Source organism: Nostoc sp. FACHB-152 (assembly GCF_014697475.1).
In the GTDB taxonomy this organism is placed as follows: Bacteria; Cyanobacteriota; Cyanobacteriia; order Cyanobacteriales; family Nostocaceae; genus Nostoc_B.
In genome coordinates this window covers 42,608-64,746 of sequence record NZ_JACJRV010000032.1, presented here as the reverse complement: position 1 = coordinate 64,746, position 22,139 = coordinate 42,608, and the positions used below count along the sequence as shown (strand labels likewise).

The 22,139-nt window shown below is 41.3% G+C and carries 22 protein-coding genes; 10 read left to right on the top strand and 12 right to left on the bottom strand.

Annotation, left to right across the window (positions count from 1 at the left end; all coding sequences use genetic code 11):
- Positions 1–89: 89 nt before the first annotated feature.
- The 5 genes from H6G76_RS20425 (at position 90) to H6G76_RS20405 (ending at position 3,478) form a co-directional block, all read left to right on the top strand.
- Positions 90–740: a restriction endonuclease subunit R gene (locus H6G76_RS20425; RefSeq protein WP_190704670.1), complete on the top strand. Its 651-nt coding sequence runs from the start codon at positions 90–92 to the stop codon at positions 738–740.
- A gap of 237 nt (positions 741–977) precedes the next feature.
- Positions 978–1,163 (top strand): hypothetical protein, encoded by a 186-nt coding sequence (locus tag H6G76_RS20420; RefSeq protein WP_190704668.1) that lies wholly within the window; start codon positions 978–980, stop codon positions 1,161–1,163.
- Between the two features lie 69 nt (positions 1,164–1,232).
- Complete coding sequence (locus H6G76_RS20415; protein WP_190704665.1) at positions 1,233–1,925, top strand: hypothetical protein; 693 nt, start codon at positions 1,233–1,235, stop codon at positions 1,923–1,925.
- A 43-nt stretch (positions 1,926–1,968) separates the two neighbouring features.
- Positions 1,969–2,394, top strand: a complete 426-nt coding sequence (locus H6G76_RS20410) for a hypothetical protein (protein WP_190704662.1) — start codon at positions 1,969–1,971, stop codon at positions 2,392–2,394.
- Between the two features lie 361 nt (positions 2,395–2,755).
- Positions 2,756–3,478: a TerC family protein gene (locus tag H6G76_RS20405; protein ID WP_190704660.1), complete on the top strand. Its 723-nt coding sequence runs from the start codon at positions 2,756–2,758 to the stop codon at positions 3,476–3,478.
- A 70-nt stretch (positions 3,479–3,548) separates the two neighbouring features.
- Here H6G76_RS20405 and ndk read toward each other — a convergent pair whose 3' ends face one another.
- The gene (gene ndk, locus H6G76_RS20400; protein WP_190704657.1) at positions 3,549–3,998 is read right to left on the bottom strand and encodes a nucleoside-diphosphate kinase; all 450 of its coding nucleotides are present in this window, start codon (positions 3,996–3,998) and stop codon (positions 3,549–3,551) included.
- A gap of 218 nt (positions 3,999–4,216) precedes the next feature.
- Here ndk and speA point away from each other — a divergent pair, with 218 nt between their 5' ends.
- Positions 4,217–6,238: a biosynthetic arginine decarboxylase gene (gene speA, locus H6G76_RS20395; RefSeq protein WP_190704654.1), complete on the top strand. Its 2,022-nt coding sequence runs from the start codon at positions 4,217–4,219 to the stop codon at positions 6,236–6,238.
- 99 nt (positions 6,239–6,337) lie between these two features.
- On the opposite strand, the gene H6G76_RS20390 is transcribed toward speA, so the two are convergent.
- The 3 genes from H6G76_RS20390 to H6G76_RS20380 form a co-directional block, all read right to left on the bottom strand.
- The gene (locus tag H6G76_RS20390) at positions 6,338–7,504 is read right to left on the bottom strand and encodes a sugar phosphate nucleotidyltransferase (protein WP_190704652.1); all 1,167 of its coding nucleotides are present in this window, start codon (positions 7,502–7,504) and stop codon (positions 6,338–6,340) included.
- Positions 7,505–7,744: 240 nt separating this feature from the next.
- Complete coding sequence (locus tag H6G76_RS20385; RefSeq protein ID WP_190704649.1) at positions 7,745–8,575, bottom strand: segregation/condensation protein A; 831 nt, start codon at positions 8,573–8,575, stop codon at positions 7,745–7,747.
- Between the two features lie 194 nt (positions 8,576–8,769).
- Positions 8,770–9,864 (bottom strand): AI-2E family transporter, encoded by a 1,095-nt coding sequence (locus tag H6G76_RS20380; protein WP_190704646.1) that lies wholly within the window; start codon positions 9,862–9,864, stop codon positions 8,770–8,772.
- Between the two features lie 126 nt (positions 9,865–9,990).
- On the opposite strand from H6G76_RS20380, the gene pdxH reads away from it, so the two are divergent.
- Positions 9,991–10,635, top strand: a complete 645-nt coding sequence (pdxH, locus tag H6G76_RS20375; protein ID WP_190704644.1) for a pyridoxamine 5'-phosphate oxidase — start codon at positions 9,991–9,993, stop codon at positions 10,633–10,635.
- Positions 10,636–10,714: 79 nt separating this feature from the next.
- Here the strand turns inward: pdxH and H6G76_RS20370 are convergent, their stop codons facing one another.
- The gene (locus H6G76_RS20370; RefSeq protein ID WP_190704641.1) at positions 10,715–11,608 is read right to left on the bottom strand and encodes a DUF3153 domain-containing protein; all 894 of its coding nucleotides are present in this window, start codon (positions 11,606–11,608) and stop codon (positions 10,715–10,717) included.
- Positions 11,609–11,643: 35 nt separating this feature from the next.
- Entirely contained in the window at positions 11,644–12,174 is a 531-nt protein-coding gene (locus H6G76_RS20365; protein ID WP_190704694.1) for a tetratricopeptide repeat protein, read from the bottom strand.
- Between the two features lie 151 nt (positions 12,175–12,325).
- Between H6G76_RS20365 and H6G76_RS20360 the strand changes: the two genes are divergently transcribed.
- On the top strand, positions 12,326–12,754 hold the full coding sequence (locus H6G76_RS20360) for a hypothetical protein (RefSeq protein ID WP_190704638.1): 429 nt from the start codon (positions 12,326–12,328) through the stop codon (positions 12,752–12,754).
- A gap of 58 nt (positions 12,755–12,812) precedes the next feature.
- Here H6G76_RS20360 and argB read toward each other — a convergent pair whose 3' ends face one another.
- The gene (gene argB, locus H6G76_RS20355) at positions 12,813–13,706 is read right to left on the bottom strand and encodes an acetylglutamate kinase (protein ID WP_190704635.1); all 894 of its coding nucleotides are present in this window, start codon (positions 13,704–13,706) and stop codon (positions 12,813–12,815) included.
- Positions 13,707–14,059: 353 nt separating this feature from the next.
- On the opposite strand from argB, the gene H6G76_RS20350 reads away from it, so the two are divergent.
- Positions 14,060–14,431, top strand: coding sequence for a hypothetical protein (locus H6G76_RS20350; RefSeq protein ID WP_190704633.1), 372 nt, complete (start codon positions 14,060–14,062; stop codon positions 14,429–14,431).
- 278 nt (positions 14,432–14,709) lie between these two features.
- On the opposite strand, the gene H6G76_RS20345 is transcribed toward H6G76_RS20350, so the two are convergent.
- Together H6G76_RS20345 and H6G76_RS20340 are read right to left on the bottom strand one after the other, a co-directional pair.
- The gene (locus H6G76_RS20345; protein ID WP_190704631.1) at positions 14,710–15,270 is read right to left on the bottom strand and encodes a shikimate kinase; all 561 of its coding nucleotides are present in this window, start codon (positions 15,268–15,270) and stop codon (positions 14,710–14,712) included.
- Positions 15,271–15,312: 42 nt separating this feature from the next.
- On the bottom strand, positions 15,313–16,926 hold the full coding sequence (locus H6G76_RS20340) for an NB-ARC domain-containing protein (protein ID WP_190704629.1): 1,614 nt from the start codon (positions 16,924–16,926) through the stop codon (positions 15,313–15,315).
- 467 nt (positions 16,927–17,393) lie between these two features.
- On the opposite strand from H6G76_RS20340, the gene H6G76_RS20335 reads away from it, so the two are divergent.
- Positions 17,394–17,585, top strand: a complete 192-nt coding sequence (locus tag H6G76_RS20335; RefSeq protein WP_190704627.1) for a hypothetical protein — start codon at positions 17,394–17,396, stop codon at positions 17,583–17,585.
- Positions 17,586–17,628: 43 nt separating this feature from the next.
- On the opposite strand, the gene H6G76_RS20330 is transcribed toward H6G76_RS20335, so the two are convergent.
- The 3 genes from H6G76_RS20330 to H6G76_RS20320 form a co-directional block, all read right to left on the bottom strand.
- Positions 17,629–18,330 carry a LapA family protein gene (locus H6G76_RS20330; protein WP_190704625.1) on the bottom strand — a complete coding sequence of 234 codons (702 nt, stop codon included), beginning with the start codon at positions 18,328–18,330 and terminating at the stop codon, positions 17,629–17,631.
- An 85-nt stretch (positions 18,331–18,415) separates the two neighbouring features.
- On the bottom strand, positions 18,416–19,036 hold the full coding sequence (locus tag H6G76_RS20325; RefSeq protein WP_190704623.1) for a flavin prenyltransferase UbiX: 621 nt from the start codon (positions 19,034–19,036) through the stop codon (positions 18,416–18,418).
- A gap of 19 nt (positions 19,037–19,055) precedes the next feature.
- Positions 19,056–21,407, bottom strand: a complete 2,352-nt coding sequence (locus H6G76_RS20320; RefSeq protein WP_190704620.1) for a ribonuclease R family protein — start codon at positions 21,405–21,407, stop codon at positions 19,056–19,058.
- Positions 21,408–22,139 lie beyond the last annotated feature (732 nt).

The following is a 22,139-nucleotide window of genomic DNA, read 5'->3' as shown; positions in this document are numbered from 1 at the left end:
GGAGGCTAGAGACTAGTTTTCACTCAGCACTTTTAAACCGGGGCGCAGAAGTATAAAATTTTCGCACTTCATACTTCATACTTGAAACTATGCCACTTATTCTCGAAGCCAGTAGCTTATCTCTCAACGATGTTCATCGCTTGCTCAAACTCGAAAAGCTTGGCAATGGTTCATTTACAGATGTTTTCACTTTAGAACCACTATCTGAGTTTGAACAGCAGGATTTATTGCGAATCAGAAATGATTTTGACCGTTACTCCAGCGATGGCAAAATCTCTGAAGGTCTAGTTAAATTTTTGACCCTTGCGCCGTTAATGCGGCTGGCAGGATTTTTTGATGTGCCGATTCGGTTAACAATGGAAGACAGCATTGCGATCGCAGTCGAAGATGAAGCCAAAAGAATTACCGGCCGGATGGATATTTTAGCTATCAGTAATTCTCAAATAAATGCTGCCTCACCGTTTTGGATTTTAGTCATTGAAACGAAAAATAGTGCGATCGAAGTTGGTGAGGGTTTACCTCAATTACTCACTTATGCTTTTAAAAATTTAGAGCAACAATCATCTGTTTGGGGTTTGGTAACTAACGGACTGCGTTATCAATTTGTTTATTTAACACGCACCCAACAACAAGCAACTTATCAATTAATGCCATTATTAAATCTTAATGAATCACCTGACGCAATTGAGTTATTACAAGTTCTTAAAAGTATCTGTCAGTTAGTAAATCTGCAAAAATAATGAACGTAGAATAGGAGGCGATCGCTGATGTCTGAGCCATGAAGAGGAAAGGCGAGGGAACTCTATAAATAAATTTAGGGGCTTGAAATAAGGACGCATTATTTCTCGTTGCACTCTCCACTCGAAATAAAGATTTTAGATGAGGGCATAAATAAATGTAGGGGATTGTATGAATCCTAGAATCTTTCTCCTCTGCTCCCCTGCCTCTTCGGTCAGCAGTTAGAACTATATCTAGGCGTGTATGAAGGTAAGTTAAGATACTTTACAACTGACAATCAATCAATACCCACACCTGAAGAAAAAGCGATAGAAGAACAAACCCGCGCCCAGCAAGCCGAAGCCCGCGCAAACCAAGCCCAAGCAGAAGTTAATCGCCTCCGGGAAATATTACGCGCCCAGGGTATTGACCCCAACAATATTTAATAGCATTATGAAGTTAAATACTACTATTGTTGATAAATTAAGTATAATTGAGCAAAAGCAGGGCATCATTTGCAGGCAAAAGAGATTAAGGAGCAGTTAAAGTTACTTATCGAGCAAGCATCCTCGATAGATCCAAACCTAGCGAGAAAACTGGACGAAATTAATCGTTGGGTCAAAGATATTAAGCTGGGTTCCCTAACTGCGAAACCATTTGTGCTTGCTTTTTTGTTAGAGGTGATTACGGATTCTACTATTTGGCTGTTAATTCAATCTTTGCCTTCGGAAGCCGAACAAAAAGCCAAGTTTGCCCAAATGACACCGAATGAACGGTATTGGTATAGTTATCTTTTTCCTAAGTGGATCAATACAAGTGACTCTAAATTTTACATTTGGAAGCAAAAATTAATGTCCGGTGAATTTAATCAAGTTGATGATGATATTATTAAATCAATAGCTCAAGATATTGTCAGCCGTGAAGGTAGTTGTTGGCAGAGGTATATTGCCGACCTTTCTATGGCTACAGATTTAATAGTGAGTAGCCGGAACAATCAACCATTATGTATTCAAATTACCAGTGTATCTGAAGAATTAAATCATCAGAAGTACGATGAATGGAAAAGCACACTGAACTTGTGGGAGATAGAAAGAGGATTGTTTGTTAGTTACAATCCCAAAGATACTAATTTTATTAGTCAGTTAGTCAATGTTGCTTTATATAACAGTGATTATCTTGCTGATGGCAAATATCTGAAATTTGCTTAATCGCTGATGTATTTATTAAAGTTAATTGCTCATAACAGCTTGTATGCCAAACCAAAGTGAAATTGTAAGCTATGGCGACGGACAATTGGACAAATTTGCCCAAGCCTTAGCAACAGCCCGCAAAATGCAACAAGATTGGCTAACTTACGGATTAAATTTTGTTCAGATTTATGTTGAAGATGTTGATGGAGATTGGCTTGAAACCTGGGGAAACGATGAAATTGTAGGTAATCCTTTGTTAGATAAGATTAAAGAGTTTTTAGTAAGCGATGATAGTTTAGCTGTAAAAGTAAGACACCAGTTAAAAAAGCGTTCTTTGTTTGATTTTGCTGTAAATTTAGCAGAATGTGGGCAAATTAATGAAGAGACTGATAGATTATCAGCTGTCAGAAATTTGCTAGTTGATGATGACGACGACGCGCAACCATCTTTAGATTTAGCAAATGAGCTTTCAGCTAAACTTTTTTAAGAGCTAAGATTTGGCCAGATTAGTTACGTTCGATTGAAAAAAAATTTAAGAGATTGAATATAGCCGACTTCTTTAAGAAGTCGGCTATATTATTATTCACAAAGAATTTAGGACTGCTATAGTACAAAATTAAGCGCAATATATAAATTTTTCTAGGCACAGTCTAGAAAATTAAGACTCACACTGCTAAGTTTATGTATAATAAAGCACATTAAATTAAACATAGTAAAAATACTGGGATGCGATCGCGCCCATTATGCAGCCTCTACAAGTTAAGCTAGATGAAAGTAGCGATTTCTTGCGCTTTTTATGAGGAAAAACCTTCTGTTAGTTTTTAATTTTTCTGCTTGAGAAACCCGGAATGCTAGATCGTATATTTGATTATCTTAACTTTCATTTCAGCATCGAAGCCCCGATAGTCTTACTAATCTTAATCTTTTTAGAAGCAGTACTATCGGCTGACAATGCGATCGCATTAGCCGCCATCGCCCAAGGGCTAGAAGACAAAGAACTAGAACGTAAGGCGCTGAACTTTGGTTTAGTAATTGCCTACGTGCTACGCATCACCTTGATTTTGACAGCAACCTGGGTACAAAATTTTTGGCAATTTGAGCTTTTAGGTGCAGCCTACCTGTTATGGTTGGTATTCCAACATTTTACCTCCGAAGAGTCAGAAGATGCTCACCATCATGGGCCGCGGTTTAATTCTGTGTTACAAGCCATCCCCGTAATTGCATTTACAGATTTGGCATTTTCTTTAGATAGCGTCACAACTGCGATCGCAGTTTCCCAAGAAAAATGGTTGGTATTAACTGGTGCAACTATTGGGATTATCACACTACGATTCATGGCCGGATTATTTATCCGTTGGCTAGATGAGTATGCCAACTTAGAAGACGCAGGCTATATAACTGTATCTTTTGTGGGTCTGCGTTTGCTCTTGAAAGTAATCAACGATGATTTAGTGCCGCCAGAATGGCTAATGATTACTGCGATCGGCCTAATTTTAGCTTGGGGATTTTCTAAGCGGACTGTCACTACATTACCCCAAGCCGAACCAGAAAAGACTGAAGTCTCAAAGTAGGAAGCAGGAGGCAGGAGGCAGAAGTTCTATCTTCCCCTACTCCCCACTCCCTACTTCCTACTCCCCTCAATTATTCGTGCAACCAAGGGAATATATGTGGTTGCCAATTAACTAATTCTTCATCTTTAAACCACAGAGCAACTTCACGTTGCGCGGTTTCGGGAGCATCAGAACCGTGAATTAAGTTACGCCCAATATTAATGCCAAAATCGCCACGAATCGTTCCTGGCTCTGCTGTTAAGGGATTTGTTGCCCCAATAATTTTTCTTGCCGAGGCAATTACACCATCGCCTTCCCAAACCATCGCTACCACCGGGCCAGAAGTGATAAATTCGACCAAGCTACCAAAAAAGGGTCGTTCCCGGTGAACATCATAATGTTGTTCCGCCAATTCTCGGCTGACTTGGAGAAACTTCAACCCTACAAGGGTAAAACCTTTAGTCTCAAAGCGACGGATAATTTCGCCAACCAGTTTGCGTTGTACGCCATCAGGCTTAATGGCTAAAAATGTGCGTTCCAAAGCTATCTCCCAAAACTTAATAAAGTTTTTATCTTGTCAATTGTCAAAAGTCCTTAGTCCAAAGTCAATAGGTTATCTACCTTTGACCATTGACTATTGACCAATGACTAATGACCAATCAGAGTTTATCTCAGAAATCATCTCCGGGTGCATATCCATTACCAGATGAATGAGTTAAATTGTTTATTCGTGGGTGAAACACAGAGGTTAGGTCAGAAATGGGTGTTGAGTCAACTGCTACATCTGATGAGGTGGTACAACTACCGTCGAATGGGCATAAATCTGAAGTGAAAAATCATAAGCAAAAAAAGCTATTACCACCTAGCACTACTACCGCAGGGGACTTACCTCGCGTCTGGAAAATCGAGGATAGCGAAGCATTATACCGTATTGAAGGGTGGGGTCAACCTTATTTTTCAATTAACGCAGCTGGTCATATTACAGTTTCCCCCAAAGGCGATCGCGGGGGTTCTTTAGATTTGTTTGAGTTAGTCAATGCGCTGAAACAGCGTAATTTAGGGCTGCCCATGCTGATTCGCTTTTCCGACATATTGGAAGACCGAATTGAAAGATTAAACGCTTGTTTTGCCAAAGCGATCGCCCGTTATAACTACCCAGGCGTTTATCGCGGTGTATTCCCTGTCAAATGCAACCAGCAACGGCATTTAATTGAAGATTTAGTTCGTTTTGGCAAACCCCATCAATTTGGTTTAGAAGCAGGTTCCAAACCAGAATTAATGATTGCCCTGGCTTTGTTGGATACCCCAGGCGCATTGTTAATCTGCAACGGCTACAAAGACCAGGAATACATCGAAACGGCGATGTTAGCCCAAAGGCTAGGGCAAACCCCAATTATCGTTTTAGAGCAGATTGAAGAAGTCGATTTGGTTATTGCTGCCAATCGCCAGTTAGGGATTAAGCCAATTTTAGGTGTGCGTGCCAAACTCAGCACCCAAGGAATGGGACGCTGGGGAACATCCAGTGGCGATCGCGCCAAGTTTGGTTTGACAATGCCAGAAATTATCGAAGCCGTGGATAAATTGCGCGAAGCCGAATTAATCGAGTCTTTGCAGTTATTGCATTTCCATATCGGTTCACAAATTTCTGCCATCAATGTAATTAAAGATGCTATCCAAGAAGCTAGCCGCATTTATGTAGAGTTGGCGATGTTGGGAGCAGATATGAAATATCTCGATGTAGGTGGTGGCTTGGGTGTAGACTATGACGGTTCCCAAACCAACTTCTACGCTTCCAAAAACTACAATATGCAGAACTATGCCAACGATATCGTGGCAGAGTTAAAAGATACCTGTGCAGAAAGGCAAATTCCCGTACCCACACTGATTAGTGAAAGTGGACGAGCGATCGCCTCCCATCAATCGGTACTGATTTTTGATATTCTCAGTACCAGTGATGTCCCCCAGAATCCCCCAGAATCACCTCAAGAGGGAGAATCCCCAATTATCAATTACTTGTGGGAAACTTACCAATCAATCAATAAAGAAAATTACCAAGAGTTTTTCCACGACGCAACCCAATTCAAAGAAGAAGCAATCAGCCGCTTCAACTTAGGAATTTTGCGCCTGCGAGAACGTGCTAAAGCCGAGCGACTCTACTGGGCTTGTTGTCAAAAAATTCTTGACATTACCAGACAGCAAGATTACGTACCCGATGAACTGGAAGACCTAGAAAAAATTATGGCTTCCATTTACTACGCAAACTTATCGGTGTTTCAATCAGCACCAGATTGTTGGGCGATTGATCAGCTATTCCCAATCATGCCGATACATCGCCTTGATGAAGAACCGACGCGGCGGGGAATTTTGGCAGACCTAACCTGTGATAGTGATGGCAAAATAGATCGCTTTATTGACCTGCGCGATGTCAAATCAGTTTTAGAACTGCACACCTTCAAACCCGGAGAACCCTATTACTTGGGTATGTTCCTCAACGGTGCTTACCAAGAAATCATGGGCAACCTGCACAACTTGTTTGGAGATACCAACGCCGTTCACATCCAATTGACACCCAAAGGATACCAAATTCAACACGTCGTCAAAGGCGACACCATGAGCGAAGTTGTGAGTTACGTACAGTACGACTCAGAAGATATGGTAGAGAACATTCGCCAGCGTTGCGAGAAAGCCTTAGAAGAAAAACGCATTACCCTGGCAGAATCTCAACGATTACTACAAACCTACGAACAAAGTCTTCTGAGATACACGTATTTGAATAGCTAGAGGTTAGGCAATAGGGACTAGGGACTAGGGACTAGAGATTAGGGGAATTTTTTGAGATTAATCCAAAGTTGCTAGCCCCTAGCCTCTAGCCTCTAGCCCCTAACTAGCGTTTGTCCCCAGCAATTCTTCAATTGCTTGACGTTCCAAAGGAGTATGAACTGGTGGTATTTGACGAGCATCGGTAATCAGCCAGTCTAAAGCAGCAGCTTGGACATCAATTGCTGCTCCGGTCTTATCTACGCAATAACGACCAAACACGAGCTTATCAACTAGGCGTACTCCCGGCCCCAAGCGCGACCATTCAAAGATGACGCTGTTATCTACAGTCGCGCCACTGCATATCCAGCAATTCGGGCCAATCATTGCTGGGCCGACGATTTTGGCTCCATCTTCGATTCTGGTCATACCACCGATATAAACTGGGCCTGTGATATCTACTTTGTCCCAATTCACCGCCACATTTAAGCCAGTGTAGATACCAGGGGCAACCTCATGACCAGGAATTTGTACATTTTTAATTTCGCCTAGCAATACGCCGCGAATCGCCCGCCAGTAGTCTGGTACTTTACCGATATCTACCCACTCAAAGTCCATAGGAATGGCATAGAAAGGCGCACCAATTTCCACTAGTTTAGGGAAAAGCTCGCTACCAATGTCATATTCAACACCAGAGGGTATGTATTTAAATACTTCTGGCTCAAAAATGTAAATCCCTGTGTTGATGTTAGTGCTGAGGGCTTCTTCTACTGAAGGTTTTTCTTGGAAAGCCTTAACGCGTCCATCCTCATCAGTAACAACTACACCGTAACTAGAAACTTCTTCTAGGGGAACAGATTTAGAAATAATTGTAGCAATTGAGCCTTTGGATTTATGCCACTTAACTGCTGCTGTTAAATCTAAGTCAATTAAAGCATCACCGCACAACACAACAAAGGTATCATCGAAAAACGGTGAAAAATCTTGGATGCGTCGCATCCCTCCAGCTGAACCAATTGCTTCCCCTACTAATTTACCGTCGTCAATTTTCCCTTCAAAAGAATAAGCAATCTGTACACCAAAACGTTGACCATCACGGAAGTAGTTTTCAATTTCCTCCGCCAAATGGCTAACGTTGACCATAATCTGATCAAATCCGTGTTGGCGCAAAAGTTCCAAAAGGAATTCCATCACTGGCTTTTGCAGGATGGGAATCATCGGTTTGGGAGTCGTGTAGGTAATCGGACGAACGCGAGTACCCTTACCTGCTGCGAGAATCATCGCTTTCATAAATTTTATTCCTCAACCACAAGCCAGTTTACTTTTAATGAGTGATACTTAACCATCAGTTTTATGTCTGTTCTAAGTAACTCCTAGAAACAGGGATAACAGGAATTTGCTGCTTATTGCAACGATAGCTGGAGATAGACTATAAGCGTAGGCATCGTCCATCTTTTAAAGATACTCAAATTTTGATGTTAACTTCAGTATCTCTGTTTAAATTACGTATATTTTCAGTGAATTATTAGTTTAGTTTATAGGTTGTTCTACGGGATTTTGGGTGTTATTTGTTTCACTAATAAGCTTAATTTTAATTTCTTGGTAAAATTCCTCTTGAAATAGTTCTACTTTAGATTGAGCTGACAACAGCAGTAAAGCCCAAAAAACACTAACTAAGTGGCTGTGTTCTGACTCATGGCTGGAATTATTGTCTTGCGGTTGCTGTTTTGTTTGAGACCATAACTGTACAAGTTGTTCAAGATTTAAATAATTCTGTTGTTGCAGTAAATCTTTACCAGCATAATGCAAGACTTGTTCTAATTCCCTAGCCACCTCTGTGAGATTTTCTTGGTGAGCCAATTCTAGTGCTTGACGCATCGTTCGGACACTAGGCTGACGCTTGGCACGGAGCGGTTTATCAGCTTTTTGAACAAGTTTTAATTGATTGGCCATCAGCTGCAATTGCTCAATTAGCTCTTGCAGGGTGACGCGGCGTTTGGGCGGCGGCATTGCAGAAGGACGGCGGCGCAGGTGTAACTCTAAAGGCAAACGACGCTGATGTAATAGACCGTTTTCGATCTCAGATATGGCATCATCTTCTAGAGTTTCTTGGACTTCTTCAGCCGTTGACCATTGCATCAAAGTGTTAGCTTTGAATAATACAAGCATTGATGCTGATAAAAAAGCTTGTCCAGACTGCGATAAATCGGCTTCGTAGCCTCTGGTTGTAGCCTCCGGTGCCATGAATTCTAAATAACGGTCAATCACCTCAATGACTTTGACATCCCAAGGGTCTATTTCCCCCCGTTCAGCTTGGTCAATCAGGAGTGTTATTGTCTCTAAAAGCTCGGAAGCATCCATTCTGATTTCCGAATTATGGAAGTTGTGATTTGAGGTCGGTGAAACAAATCCCAGCAAAATAGTGTAGTTAATTTTTTATTTATGGACAAACTAATATATCATTAGGTTTTTATACTGGAAGTTAAGTAAGATAACTTAATAAGTGCTTAGTCAATGGTCATTAGTTCTTTCCCCTCTGCTCTCTTAATTGCCTCCTAGTTTTTATCTTCATTGGGTGGATTGTGAGGAATAGTAACGGTTGATACGAAATTTCCTCCTTTATTGCTTTTGATCGCATCAAACGTGCCTTTGATAGTCCCAGCGATAGGAACAGCCACAAGTGTACCCAACAATCCGGCAATTTCAAATCCCATCAAAATAGAGACAAAAATCCAAATCGGATTGAGTCCAATAAAATCTCCTAATAATTTTGGGGCTAACAAATTATCTTTAATTTGCTGCATAATAATCGCTGCGATCGCAACTTGCACTGCTAACCAACCATTTTGTAGCATTACCAAAATTGTTACCAAACTAATGCCAAGGGCCGCCCCAATAAAGGGAATGAGTTCTGAGATGCCAATAACTATGGCAAACAATAGAGCAAAAGGTACTTTGAGTCCAATAAAGGTTGGGGTGAGAGTCAGCACCATGAATAAACCCAGTAATAATTGACTCAAAAAGAATCTTTGAAAATTTAGCTGCAAAGATACGGTTAAAGGTATTCCAATATGAGAGGGCAGAAGATTAATCAAACCGTACCAGACGCGCTCGCCATATAACAGCATATAAAATGCCAGCACAACCACTAACACAATATTTAATAGTCCTGATAGCAAAGTGCCGGCTACGCCGACTGCACTAGAAGCTAACTGCTGCACCAGACTTTGAATACTGCTATTAAGTTGACTGCTAAATAGTCGTAAGTCTAAGCGTAAGCGTCGCTGTTTGGCAAATGCCTCAAGCTGTTCTAGGTTTGCTTGACTAGCACTTAGCCAATCAGGAATTTTATTTAACAGTTGAATTGTTTGGTCAATAACTATCGGAACTAAAGTAACGCCTAAAATACCAACTAAAGTTAAAGTTGCCAGCAAAACTATGATTACTGCCTGGGTACGAGTAATGCGGGCGCGTTCAAAAAACTTCACTGGGTAATTAAGTAAAAACGCCAAAATCGCCGCGATACTAAGAATCGTAATCGGATGCTTAAAATAAGTGAACAGTACCGAGAGCAGCCAAACATTGAGAGCGAGAATTGGGCCGCTCAGACCGTAGAATAACAAAGTTTGCAGAGAGGCTGAACGGCGCATAGCATCTAATTAATTTAAATATTTTAAAAATAAGCTTATAAAACTGATATTGATACTGACAATGGTCATAGATATTTTTAACAAAGACCTGTATAAGTGTATCTGTTATAGAGAACATAAATGACGATGGACACCAGCATAGCCGACCTCCGCAAAGACTACACCTTGCAAGACTTAACTGAAACTGAGGTTGATCCTAATCCATTTATACAATTTAAAAAATGGTTTGAGCAGGCATTAGCTGCTCAACTTCCCGAACCTAATGCTATGACTTTGGCGACGGCAACGCCAGATGCCCAACCAGCAGCCAGAATGGTACTACTAAAAGACTTTGATGAGCGAGGCTTTGTCTTCTTCACCAATTACAACAGCCACAAAGGACAAGAACTCGCAGAAAATCCGCAAGCAGCGTTGGTTTTTTGGTGGGCAGAATTAGAACGCCAAGTCCGTATTTGTGGGCGTGTGGAAAAAGTATCTGAACAAGAGTCAGATGGATATTTTAATAGTCGTCCTCCCAACAGCCGCCTAGGTGCTTGGGTTTCTAATCAAAGTGAAGTTATCGAAAGCCGTGAATTTTTAGAACAGCGAATGCAGGAATTTCAGAGTAAGTATGAAAATCAGGAAATTCCCCGCCCTCCTCATTGGGGTGGTTTGCGCGTTATTCCTTCAGAAATTGAGTTTTGGCAAGGTCGCCCTAGTCGGTTGCACGATCGCCTGCTGTATACTCTTTTAGATGATGGCAACTGGCAGATTGAACGATTGTCTCCTTAGAAAGAAAGGGGGCAGGGGTTTAGGGGTGTAGTTTTTCAAAACTCGTTCACCCTTACACCCTTACACCCAATCTCAACAACTAACCTTCTTGTGTAAGTTCTACTGTAGCTGCTGGTTGAGGCGCATACTGAATTCTAGGATCGGGCATGAAGTTGTATCTGAGGTACAGTCCGCCCCAGACGAACAAAATAATTAACAAAGCACCAATACCGAGAGGGCTAGGAAGCCAAAACACTACTTCTATATGATTGAGTTCACCGGGTTGCAGTCGCCATACCAGTTGATTACCTTGCTTTTGGGGTTCGGCAGCATTTTCGGTGAGTTGAATATTTTTAGCACCCCAAGGGGTTTTTAAGCTAAATTCCAAATCGAGAATTGCGCCTGTATCAGCGAGGACGTTACCTTTACTGGCGATTAAGGCCAGCGATCGCAAGTCTAAATCATAAATTAAACGATTTCGGACTACCAGTAAAAAATTATTTTGAAATAACAGTAAATTCGATTCAATTTTTGGCAGTTCTGAATTCGTTTTGTTGGCGTTAACTTCTACTTTTTGAGTGTTATGGGAGCTAAAGAATTCGTTGAATTTAGTTTGTAACTCTTGCCCATTACTAAAGGGAATTGTAACTATGATTTCTTCTTGAGAAATTCGGCGGGCTTTGCCTTCAAGTTTACGAGCGCGATTTTCTATACTATCTAACCATGCATAGACGTAATCACCACTAAAACTAGTGAGTCGTTCTCCTAACTTAATATGCTGCACTAGTTCACCGCTATTTGAGTGATTAAAGTTCACACCTACATCGTACTTAACACATCCAGACAGCAGCAGAGATGTGATTACTACCAGCCATAGCATAGGCTTTCGGGTGAAAAAGCCACGGTTAATGCGATCGCGTTTGATTGTTGTTTTCGACAACCCAAATGGTCGAATTAACCACATAAATATCTTTTGCAAGTTAGAAAAATTCATCACTATGCTTCTCCCAAAAACAACTCAAGTATGAATTAAAAAGCTAACCAAGCTAAATAAGAAATAATTACACCAATAGCAGCGATCGCCACCCAAATAAAGCGATTATCTTTAGTATTAACCTGACTTAGATCAACAAATTCTGGTTCAGCAGGTTTTTTCTGGGGAGAAGATTTACCAGTATTAGGAGTAATACGTACTTTAGCTTCATTATCTGATAATGCACCCAAATCTGGAATTTCAGTCATCCATTCGCTGGGGCGTTTGAGCCTTGGTGCTTGTAAGATGTAGAGCAACCGCCGAGCTTGTTTATTAACTTCTGAGTGAGGATGTCGTTGGAGTTGTTTGCAAAGTGCGATCGCTTCTTCATTTCTGCCGGCTGCTTCATAAGCTGTTACTAGCCAAATTTGCGCTTCACCCCCTAAGCGGGAATTACGCGCTAACAATGCGCTTGCCTTTTCCAGATTTTCTATGGCTTCTCGATATTGCCCATTTTCAATAGCAACTCTTCCGGCTTGGTAACGCTTTCTGGCAATTTCTAAACTTTGTTCACTCACGTTCTGCATAAAAATTAGTACTGCCGTAATTTTGCCTATGCCAGTAATCTTTTTGTAATCTTTATGAGAAACTGGCACTCTTCAAGTAAATAAACTTTTAAAATTTTAACTAGTAGTCATCTGTAAAAATCCCTAATTATTCAATACAGGTGAGCAAAATATGGTTAAAATCAAGCTTTCTCAACCCCATTGGTTAGGAGCAGGAATTACTCTGGTATTGATGAGTACCGCAATTGCTCCAGCCTCAGCCCAAGAAGTAATTGTGATTGATCACAACAATCCTTATGGTGTGAGCCAGCCACCTGCTGTTGGTTCTTTTATTTATGGTAGTCCGATTCCCACACCCATGCCTGTAGATCCAGCAACAGGGCTTTTACCTAGCCGTACTACCTACCCCAGCACTATCTATCCTGGTTATGATCCTTACGTCAGGCATCACAGGTTTAATGATTCCATACTGGTGAACCCCACTATTGTCAATCCCACAATTAGAGATTCGACAATAGTTAATCCAGTGATTATTAATAATTCCTGGAGACGAACACCATTTAGAGGGCGATCGCGGGTAATTATTAGAAGTCCTTGGTAATGTTGTTAGTCCTTTGTCATGAGTCATTCGTTAAGACAAAGGGCTAACGACAACAAAGTTACATAAACTGCGAACCCAAAATCATCGTCCCGATACCAACATCGGTAAAGATTTCAAGCAACAGCGCGTGGGGAAAACGACCATCGATAATGTGTGCAGCACGAACTCCTTGAGCAAGCGATCGCACGCAACAATTGACTTTGGGAATCATCCCCCCACTGACTATTCCTTCAGCAATCAGTTCACGTGCTTCCCGAATATCTACTTTCGGAATCAACGTAGACGGGTCTTTGTAATCTTTTAAAATCCCTCTAGTATCGGTCAGCAAAATTAACTTTTCTGCCCCAAGTGCCGCAGCAATTTCGCCAGCGACAGTATCTGCGTTAATGTTATAAGCTTGTCCCGAATCGTCGGCGGCTACACTCGACACTACCGGAATATAGCCATTACTAGAAAGAGTTTCTAAAATTTTGATATTAACACCGCTAACTTCGCCCACAAAGCCGATACCTTCTTGACCTTGGGGACGAGCAGTAATTAAATTACCATCTTTGCCACACAGCCCCACAGCCATACCACCAGCTTGGTTAATCAAAGAAACAATCTCTTTATTAACACGACCGACTAAAACCATTTCCACCACATCCATTGTAGGAGCGTCGGTAACTCGCAAACCATTTTTAAATTGTGGTTCAATGCCTAATTTATCTAACCAACTGTTAATTTCTGGGCCGCCACCGTGTACAAGAATTGGGCGTAAGCCAACACAAGATAAAAACACAATATCCCGGATTACCTTGTCTTTAAGGGTGCTATCTTTCATCGCCGCACCACCGTATTTAACAACTACAGTGCGTCCTGCAAATTGTTGAATGTAAGGTAGTGCTTCGCTGAGTACCCGCACACGGGTAGCTTCAGCTTGCCTGATATACTCAGTATCGTTGACCATCATGGTTGAGATTTAAAACTTATGCAGTCAGTGTAAAAGACTTTTTCGCTGGTCACAATCTCTCTGTTAAAACTGACGCATGAAAAAGAAAAATCAAGGACTTGAGTAAATAGTGCAGGGATGCAAATGTTTACTCAGATTATTAAGAATCTATTCTGACTGCATCTGTTGGTTGCATAGAAAAATATACTAAAAGTAACCTGAGATCAGGATAAGCTCAAACGCTGATTCTTTCGTTGGTTTTGAAAGCCTGTAACTCTTATTTTCTCGTTCAAGGGATCAAAATTTAGTCTTTAACCCGAACTGAGGTTAAAAGTAAAACACACGCATCACTCAAACTTAAATGCAGGGTGTTTATGATATTAAAACTTCTTGGGATAGGGTCATTATTAGCTGCAAGTCTACTATCAGCAGCACCAGTCATGGCACAGGTTAGTTATCCAATGACTTGCCGTGGTGGCGGAACACTAACTATTAGCAACGATGGAAACAATGGTGTAAAAATCGGTTTTCAGCCAGGAAGAGGAGCAATATACGAGGGCTTGGAACCTGGTCAGTGTACTTGGTCAGATCGAAGTTTGCGTCCAGGTGAACCAACTGTTATTTGTGACAATGGAGCAAGATCTGCACAATACGTGGCTCGCCTAGTTCGTACTGACGGTTACATGACCGTAGATGTCTACAATAATGGTCAAGGCTGTATGCAAGTAACTCGATGGGTTACCTAGATATTGCACCAAAATAGTTGTTTGAAAAGTATTGGGCGAATATAATTCGCTACTACACAGGCAAAGTCCGCCTGCGCAGACTAACCAAAAATTAAGGGTTTCAATTCTAATAGGATAGCTTGTATTGATTGGCTCATAAGGCTTCTAGAAATCGCCCTCCCGGAAAGTGACAAAAGCGGGATAACATGAAAAAAGTTAGCGTTGCTGAGTGAAAATATGAATTTGTCTCACGCAAAGGCGTAAAGTTACAAAGAAAAAGAAAGGCTAATATTGACCACTCATGACTCAGCTTGCTGGTGAGATGCATTTGTTTTCAACACACTAGGAATTGCTTCCATAACTTTGTTAGCGATTTGTTCAGGTGTTTCGCCTGCTTGTACTATGATGTGCAAATCAGCTTGGGCGTAAAGTGGTTGGCGTTGTTCGAGGAGCGATCGCAATTTACCTTGAGGATCGGGATCTTGCAGCAGTGGTCTTGTGGTATCCTCAGCCAAACGGGCATAAAGTAGTTCCACTGGTACATCTAGCCACACAATTAAACCGTGACGCAGGTAACTCCAATTTTCTCGCCGCATCACAATTCCGCCACCTGTGGCTACTGTGAAATTGAGACGCGCGCTAACTTGTGCCAAAACATCACTTTCTAATTGGCGAAATGCTGCTTCCCCTTCTTCGGCAAATAGCTGATTGATGGATTTACCTGCGGCTTTAGAAATAACATCATCAGTATCGACAAAGTAATAACCCAACTGTTTTGCTAGTAAACGCCCTACCGTTGACTTACCAGCACCCATCATCCCAATTAAGTACAGGCTGACTCCTTGCAATAAGCTGCTCACCAGTCACTTTACTCCAGTAAATTCTCAATTCCTCACTTTACTTTAAATCTCGGCACTCAGACGAATCTCTGGGATATGGTTTTGTAAGTGGGCGGCAAAAATTGTCTGACTCATTAAAAAGTAGCTTTCTTGCTCTTCACTTAATTTTAAGTTTTCCTCGATTAAGCGTTCAATTATATACTCTGTTAACACTGGAGTTTGAGAAAAGCTACAAGCTTGTTTTTCGATGAGCGATCGCCTATGTAATAAATCTACAGCTTCTAAGATTAATCTTTGCGATAGCCTCGGTGATAAACCTGGGATGAGATTTTTTTGTAATTGGCGTACAGCAACAGCATTCTGATTCATTGCCAACCAGTACATCATATGCTTTTCTAGTTGCGACAATCGATTAAATTGTTGGTCTAATATGGCGCGCATCTCGCCAAAAACTACAGTTCCTTGGGCAATAAAATCATCAATATTACCATCAAACAACTCTTGAATTGTCGTAGCTACTAATTTTAAAAATAGGGGATTTCCTGCATACTTTTCTAATAAAATTCGACATTTATCTTCTGAGATATTAGCCAACCCTTTAAATTTCAGAATTGAAAGACTGTCTGATTTATTTAAACCAGTTAATCTTAAACAGTGAACAGGTAGAGTATTTCCTTCTAAAGCAGCTATTTCAGTGGGTTTTTCTCTGCTGGTTAATAGCAAGCAGCTTTGATGTTGAGATTCTCCGACGCGCCTAATTAGTTCTCCATATAATTCATATCCGGAACGATATTGAATTTGCGTCAGAGGAAAGGGAGAAATTACATTCTTGCTCCTTGGATGGCTAGCTGTGAATGTAGCATCATTATCGCCACTGGCTAAAATTGCCTCAAAATTATCAAAAATAATTAAACAGCGCGCATTACGCAAAAAATTGATCAATTGGGAAATGCGCCCTTCTAAAGTTTCTGCAACTACCGTCTCTGGTGTTGGCAATAAAATTTGAATTAACTGTTCAATTATCTGTCCTGGGGAAGGGGAAAGACGGAGCGATCGCCAGATAACATAATCAAACTGATCTTGAATTTCCTGTGCTAGTTTCACCGAAAAAGCTGTCTTGCCAATACCACCCATACCCAAGAGTAGTAGTAAGCGACAATCTTCTTGTAAAATCCATTGCTGAGTTTTTGCAAGTTCTGCCGTTCTCCCTTGGAAAACACTCACATCAATTGCCTCACCCCAATCTTGAATTGATGTCGATTTAATTTTTACTACCTCAGGATCTTTTGCTTTTTGTGGTGTTATTGGAATGATTTCTGCTGGTAATTGGAATTTTGTTTTTTTATACCCAGCCTTTTCCAGTAAATAAGTTACGCGGCTCCAATTTTTTACCTTAACTGCGTAGCCAGCTGCATTACTCAGCATTTCTTCTATATATTTATATAATCCATTAGATAGATAGACTCTAACAGTACTACTACTGCGACTTTGATAAACGATACTAGCAATTTCCGCCGGGCTACAACCACACAGTAATCCTCTAAGAAATTTCTTTTCTACAGGTGTTAAAGCTTTACCCTTACTAGAAGCTAAATCTACGTATAACTTTTCTAACTCCCAATTAGTTTTAGCCTCAACAAATTCCTCTTCTACTTGATTTGAATTAGGTGCTGCCATTATTACTAATAATGTATTTAATATCACTTAGGCAAGATCCTAACTATTATTCTATGAAGTCAAAATAAATAAAGAATAAATTTATAACAAATTTGCTAACTGTTGTTAGGTGACTTGGAAGTTATTACTTAGATATCTTTAGACTTAACGGAAATTTTATAAAGCTTGTTTGAAACTTTAAGCGAACAAATTCGGTCAATACAAATTTAGGGAACTTTTTAGTCTTGCTGTGAGAATTTGAACTTGGACTCATACCGTGTTTTTAACATTACAGTATGGTCATTCTAAAACTCGCAGAAATGTAGGGCGTACCATCAATAATTTTTACTGAACAAGGTGTAAAAAATGACTGAATTTTTGAGCTTGTATGACCTAATCTTTGCAAAATTGAAGGTTTAACACAAAAACCGATACATATTTTACTGGATTAAGCCTAAATCAATATGGTGTGTAAAGAGGCATCAACCATGACTCGAATTCGTGACGTTGTACATCAAGCTTTAACAACTGGCTATTTAACAGTTGAAGCAGAAAATCAATTACGGCATTTATTGGCTACTCGCTATGACTTGGAAGATTTTAATGCTTTCATGACTTTGCAGGAAGCCGCGATGAATGGCAAAGTCAAGCAACAGTCTCGTGAGCAATGTCGGCTTTAAGGAGCAGAGGGGAAAAAACTAATGACACTTGACTCTTGACTAATTACTTACGTGGCTTATTGTCATCCCCAAATTCATCGTCTTCAAAAAATGACCAGTCATCGTCATCGGCATTATTGGCTGGTTCCTCGTCATCTGATTGTTTATAGGGAGGAATAATTACTCGATAATCAGCATCGTAAACAGATTCCGTCTTCCCTACAGCAGTGTTTTTTGGTTCGCGGTAGCTGTAAGAGTAAACTGAACCAGTCTGAGAAGAACTTTTTGGTTCCCTTTGGCGTTCTTCTGGTTCAAAGTTCTTTCCAGGTTGAGTTTTTGGTCTCGGAGGAGTTTGTGGTGGCTGTTCCTCGAAGTCCCAATCATCGTTTGTATTGCGGGTTTCCCAATCATCAAATTCTTCGCTGGCAGCAGCCTGATTTTGACTTGCAGATGATGGAGAAGTAAAAGGTGTAGATGTAGGTTCTTCCCTGCGAGGTGTTTTGACACGCCGTGAACTTGCTGTTGATTTCGACGGATTTTGGCGTGGTTGCCCCTCAAAATAACTCGATAATTTGAATAATGTAGTTAACAATACAGATGTTAATGCACCTGCTGTTGTCACAAATAAAATCCACATCGCTAGGGGTAATGGTTGGGTACGCATCCCCAAAAATACTAACGATATAGCAGGCGACCAGTTTTGGACTAACAACAGTGTTAGCCCTCCTAGTATTGCCACCAATAAAATTAAACGAATTACAGCCATAAAAAAGGATGAATAATTAAGGACAAAGGATGAAGTATAAAGGATGAAATTTAGATTTCACACTTCACACTTCACACTTCATACTTTAACGATGACCTTGCCATCTTTGAATGGGGATACAGTCAATCTCTAATTGATCTAAAGTACGGGCGACGACAAAATCCACTAAGTCCTCGATGGTTTGCGGGTTGTGATACCAAGCTGGAATGGCTGGGACAACTCTCACCCCTGTTTCTGCCAAGGTGGTTAAGTTACGCAGGTGAATCAGGCTAAAAGGAGTTTCACGGGGAACGATGACTAGTTTGCGTCCTTCTTTGAGTTGGACATCTGCTGCCCGTTCTAGTAAGTCGGAACTTAAGCCCGTGGCTAGCTTGGCCACTGTACTCATACTACATGGGATGATAATCATCCCTAAAGTCCGAAAGGAGCCACTGGCAATATTGGCTCCCACATCACTCCAAGGGTGACAGCGTAGTTTGCCAGCAATGGCTACTCCAGCTTGTTCCCGCCAGAATTGCTCTTGTTGAGTTGGTTCGGCTGGCATCTTAATTTCCTGTTCTGCTTGCCAAACCATGTAAGTTGATTTAGAGGCAACTAATTCAATTTCATAGTCGGCAGCCAGCAAATATTTGAGAGCGCGAACGGCATAAATTAGACCTGATGCTCCTGATACGCCAATGATTAAAGGCTTGGTGTGATGTGACACGCGTTTTTCTTAACAAAACTTATTCATCATCAGCATAAGGTTCTAAATCGTTAGGTTCAAGTTCACGAGATAGATAAATCTCCTCTCTGTCATCATTGACATTAGAACTACTGAACCCTTTAGGTAGGCCATCACTACCGACAGTAACTAAATCAATTTGTTGGCGGTAGTAATCGACACTTTTCACTTGTACGGATACGCGATCGCCTAATCGATAAGAAGCGCGATTTTTACGACCAAACAGGGCTTGTTGTCTGGCGCGATATTCATACCAGTCATCTTTGAGCGAGCTGACGTGAACTAATCCCTCAACCCGTAATGGCGCACTGGGGTGTTTTTGTTTGGGCGTGTCTGTGGTTGGGACTTCAATTTCCACAAAGAAGCCGTAAGATTGTACACCAGTAATTACACCTTGGAAGACCTGACCGATGCGCTGTTTCATCAGTTGGGCTTTTTGCAACCCTGCTAAGTCGGCTTCGGCTTCTTGGACTTCTTTTTCGCGGTCGTTGAGTTGAATAATTACCCTGGTCAAATCGCTTTGCAGTTCTTGTTGCAATTCTGGGGGTAAGACGTTCCAGTTAACTTCGATGTGAGAAGAAGAGTGACGCAGGTTAACGCGGTCTTTAACACGAGTATTGCGGCGATCTCGTCCGTGTTCTATCAGTCGATAGTAAACTCGTTGCAAGAGCAAATCAGGATAGCGGCGCAAGGGCGAAGTACAGTGAGTATACTGCGCTAATGCCAAACCAAAGTGATTTCCCTTAGTAGTGCTGTATGCTGCTGGCTTGAGGGTGTCTTGCAACAAATAAGTTAACACCTGTTCAGAAGGAGATTCGGCAAACGCTCTCGTTAACAGCTGGTAATCTAGGGGTTGAATATCCGCTTCGGGGTCTAAGGTCAGTTCTACACCTAAATTGATGGCCAGTTTCAGCATTTCTTGGACATCTTCAGGATCAGGTGCGCCCTGAACTCGCCAAATAGCTGGAATCCCTAAAGCACTTAAATGTTCGGCCATTAGTTGATTTACTAATAGCGCAAATTCTGTCAGGAGCGATCGCACGGTTAAATCGTTCACGACAACAGCACCTAACATCCCTTCATCAAAGTAAGGATTTTGATTAGGTGGCAGATTTAACTGCAAACTACCACGTGCTAACCGCATTTGTTTGACAGCTTGATATAAACTGTCTAGGTTTTGTAGCAGTTGTACAACTTCCTCTGATTCTTTGGAAGTTTGACCACCCAGAATTGCTTCAGCTTTATCTTTATTGATAGCAATATCTACATTAATCACACTCGGCTGAATTTCCCATTCCACAAATTCACCCGATGTGGGATCAATAGTAATCAAAAATGAGAGTGTCAGGCGATCGCTGCCTGCAACTAACGAACAACGGTCAGCTACAGTTTCTGGTAACATGGGTAGCACTAAATCGCCCAAGTACACAGAACGTCCACGTTTTAGGGCTTCCCGATCTAAAATTTCATCTGGGTGAATAAAGTGAGAAACATCCGAAATATGGAAGCCCAAACGCCAGCCTTTGTTGGTTTTTTCTAAACTCAAGGCGTTTTCGACAACCTTAGCATCAGCGTTGACACCAGTAATTGCTAAGGTAAATAAATTGCGTAAATCTAATCTATTTTTGATATCAGCTTTCAGTATTCTTTTTGGTAACTTAGCAGCTGCTTCTTGAACCGCTTCTGAGAAATTGCGGGATAGGTCGTGTTTACAAGTTACCAAATCGATATCAGCTGCGGCTTCGGCATCGCTACCCAAGATTTGTACTACCCTACCCAGGGGCGGATACTGGGCTAAGGGATAACGCAGAACTTCCACATGGGCAAGATGGTCGATAGCTTCTGCCAAAGTCATGCCGTTGGTTTGCAGCTTGAGTTCAAACAATAGCCTGTCATCTAAAGGTACTGCCCGGAAACCGGTTTCTACTTGTTTAATCCGAGCCAGTAAAGTATGGTTAGAACGTTCTAAAATTAACTTAACTTCACCTTCAGGAGAACGGCGACGGCTGCCTTCTTTCAAAACTCTGACCAAAACGCGATCGCCATTCCAAGCATTACTTAAATGACTTTCACGGATGTAGATATCTTCCGCGCCTTCTACATCTTGAATCGCAAAGCAAAAGCCCTTACTAGAACAACGGAGTTTGGCTTCAATCATCCCTTCTTCAAACACGCGGCGATATTTGCCCCGTTCTTTGACCAAAATTCCGATTTTTTCCAGAACTTCTAAGGCAATATGCAGCTTTTGTAAACTATCCTCATCTTCGCAGCCAAGTTTCTTTTCTAATACTTTCCGAGCTACCAATTTATCATCGGTGAAATTGGCCAGGAGTGTAGCGATTGAAAATTCCATGCAGTGAACCGACCTTTGGTCAAAACATCATGTTGGCTTAATCTGGTTCTTTTCTGTATACCCTCACGGTCTACAGATACTAACTAACTGGAAACTAATTGCCCTGAGGCATGGGTTCCGAAGTTCCGCGCTAGGTAAATCAACTTACCCTGAGATACAGTCGATCCCGAAGACTTAGAACTTCTCACTGCACGAGCATTTCAGAGTTAGCTTGCGCTTTCTGCCCCTTCACTTAACCAAACTGATATAGTACGCCTGATAAGGGGGTTTTACCTACTAAGTAATTACGCGACGGGTTTTTGAGCAGCTGGCTTAGGATTACTCTCCACACTACCCAAAAGCCCCAGTTAGGAAAAACCACAGGTGTTTGATTGTCTAGCTTGAAGGTGCTTTTACGCCATCTGACTCTGATGTTTAACTAAGAGAAACTGCCGATAAACCTAATTTTCCCATCTGTAGAATCGGTAACAATTAGACCAGCAGCCGTACAAGCAGTGAGGGCGAACCTTATCTCCATTATTGTAGATGTAGAGCGTACTCCCAGGAAATAATTCTAAATAGAGAATTAGGTAAATAGTATAGCATTGAAGGTTATATCACCTAGCTAAGAGGGGCGGTAGTCGATAATTGGGTGAAAAAAGAGTTACTGCCGCAATTACAACACACAAATACGGCACAAAAATTACCTTGAACTTTAAGATATCAGAAAAATTGGCGCGAAGGTGCGGTGGT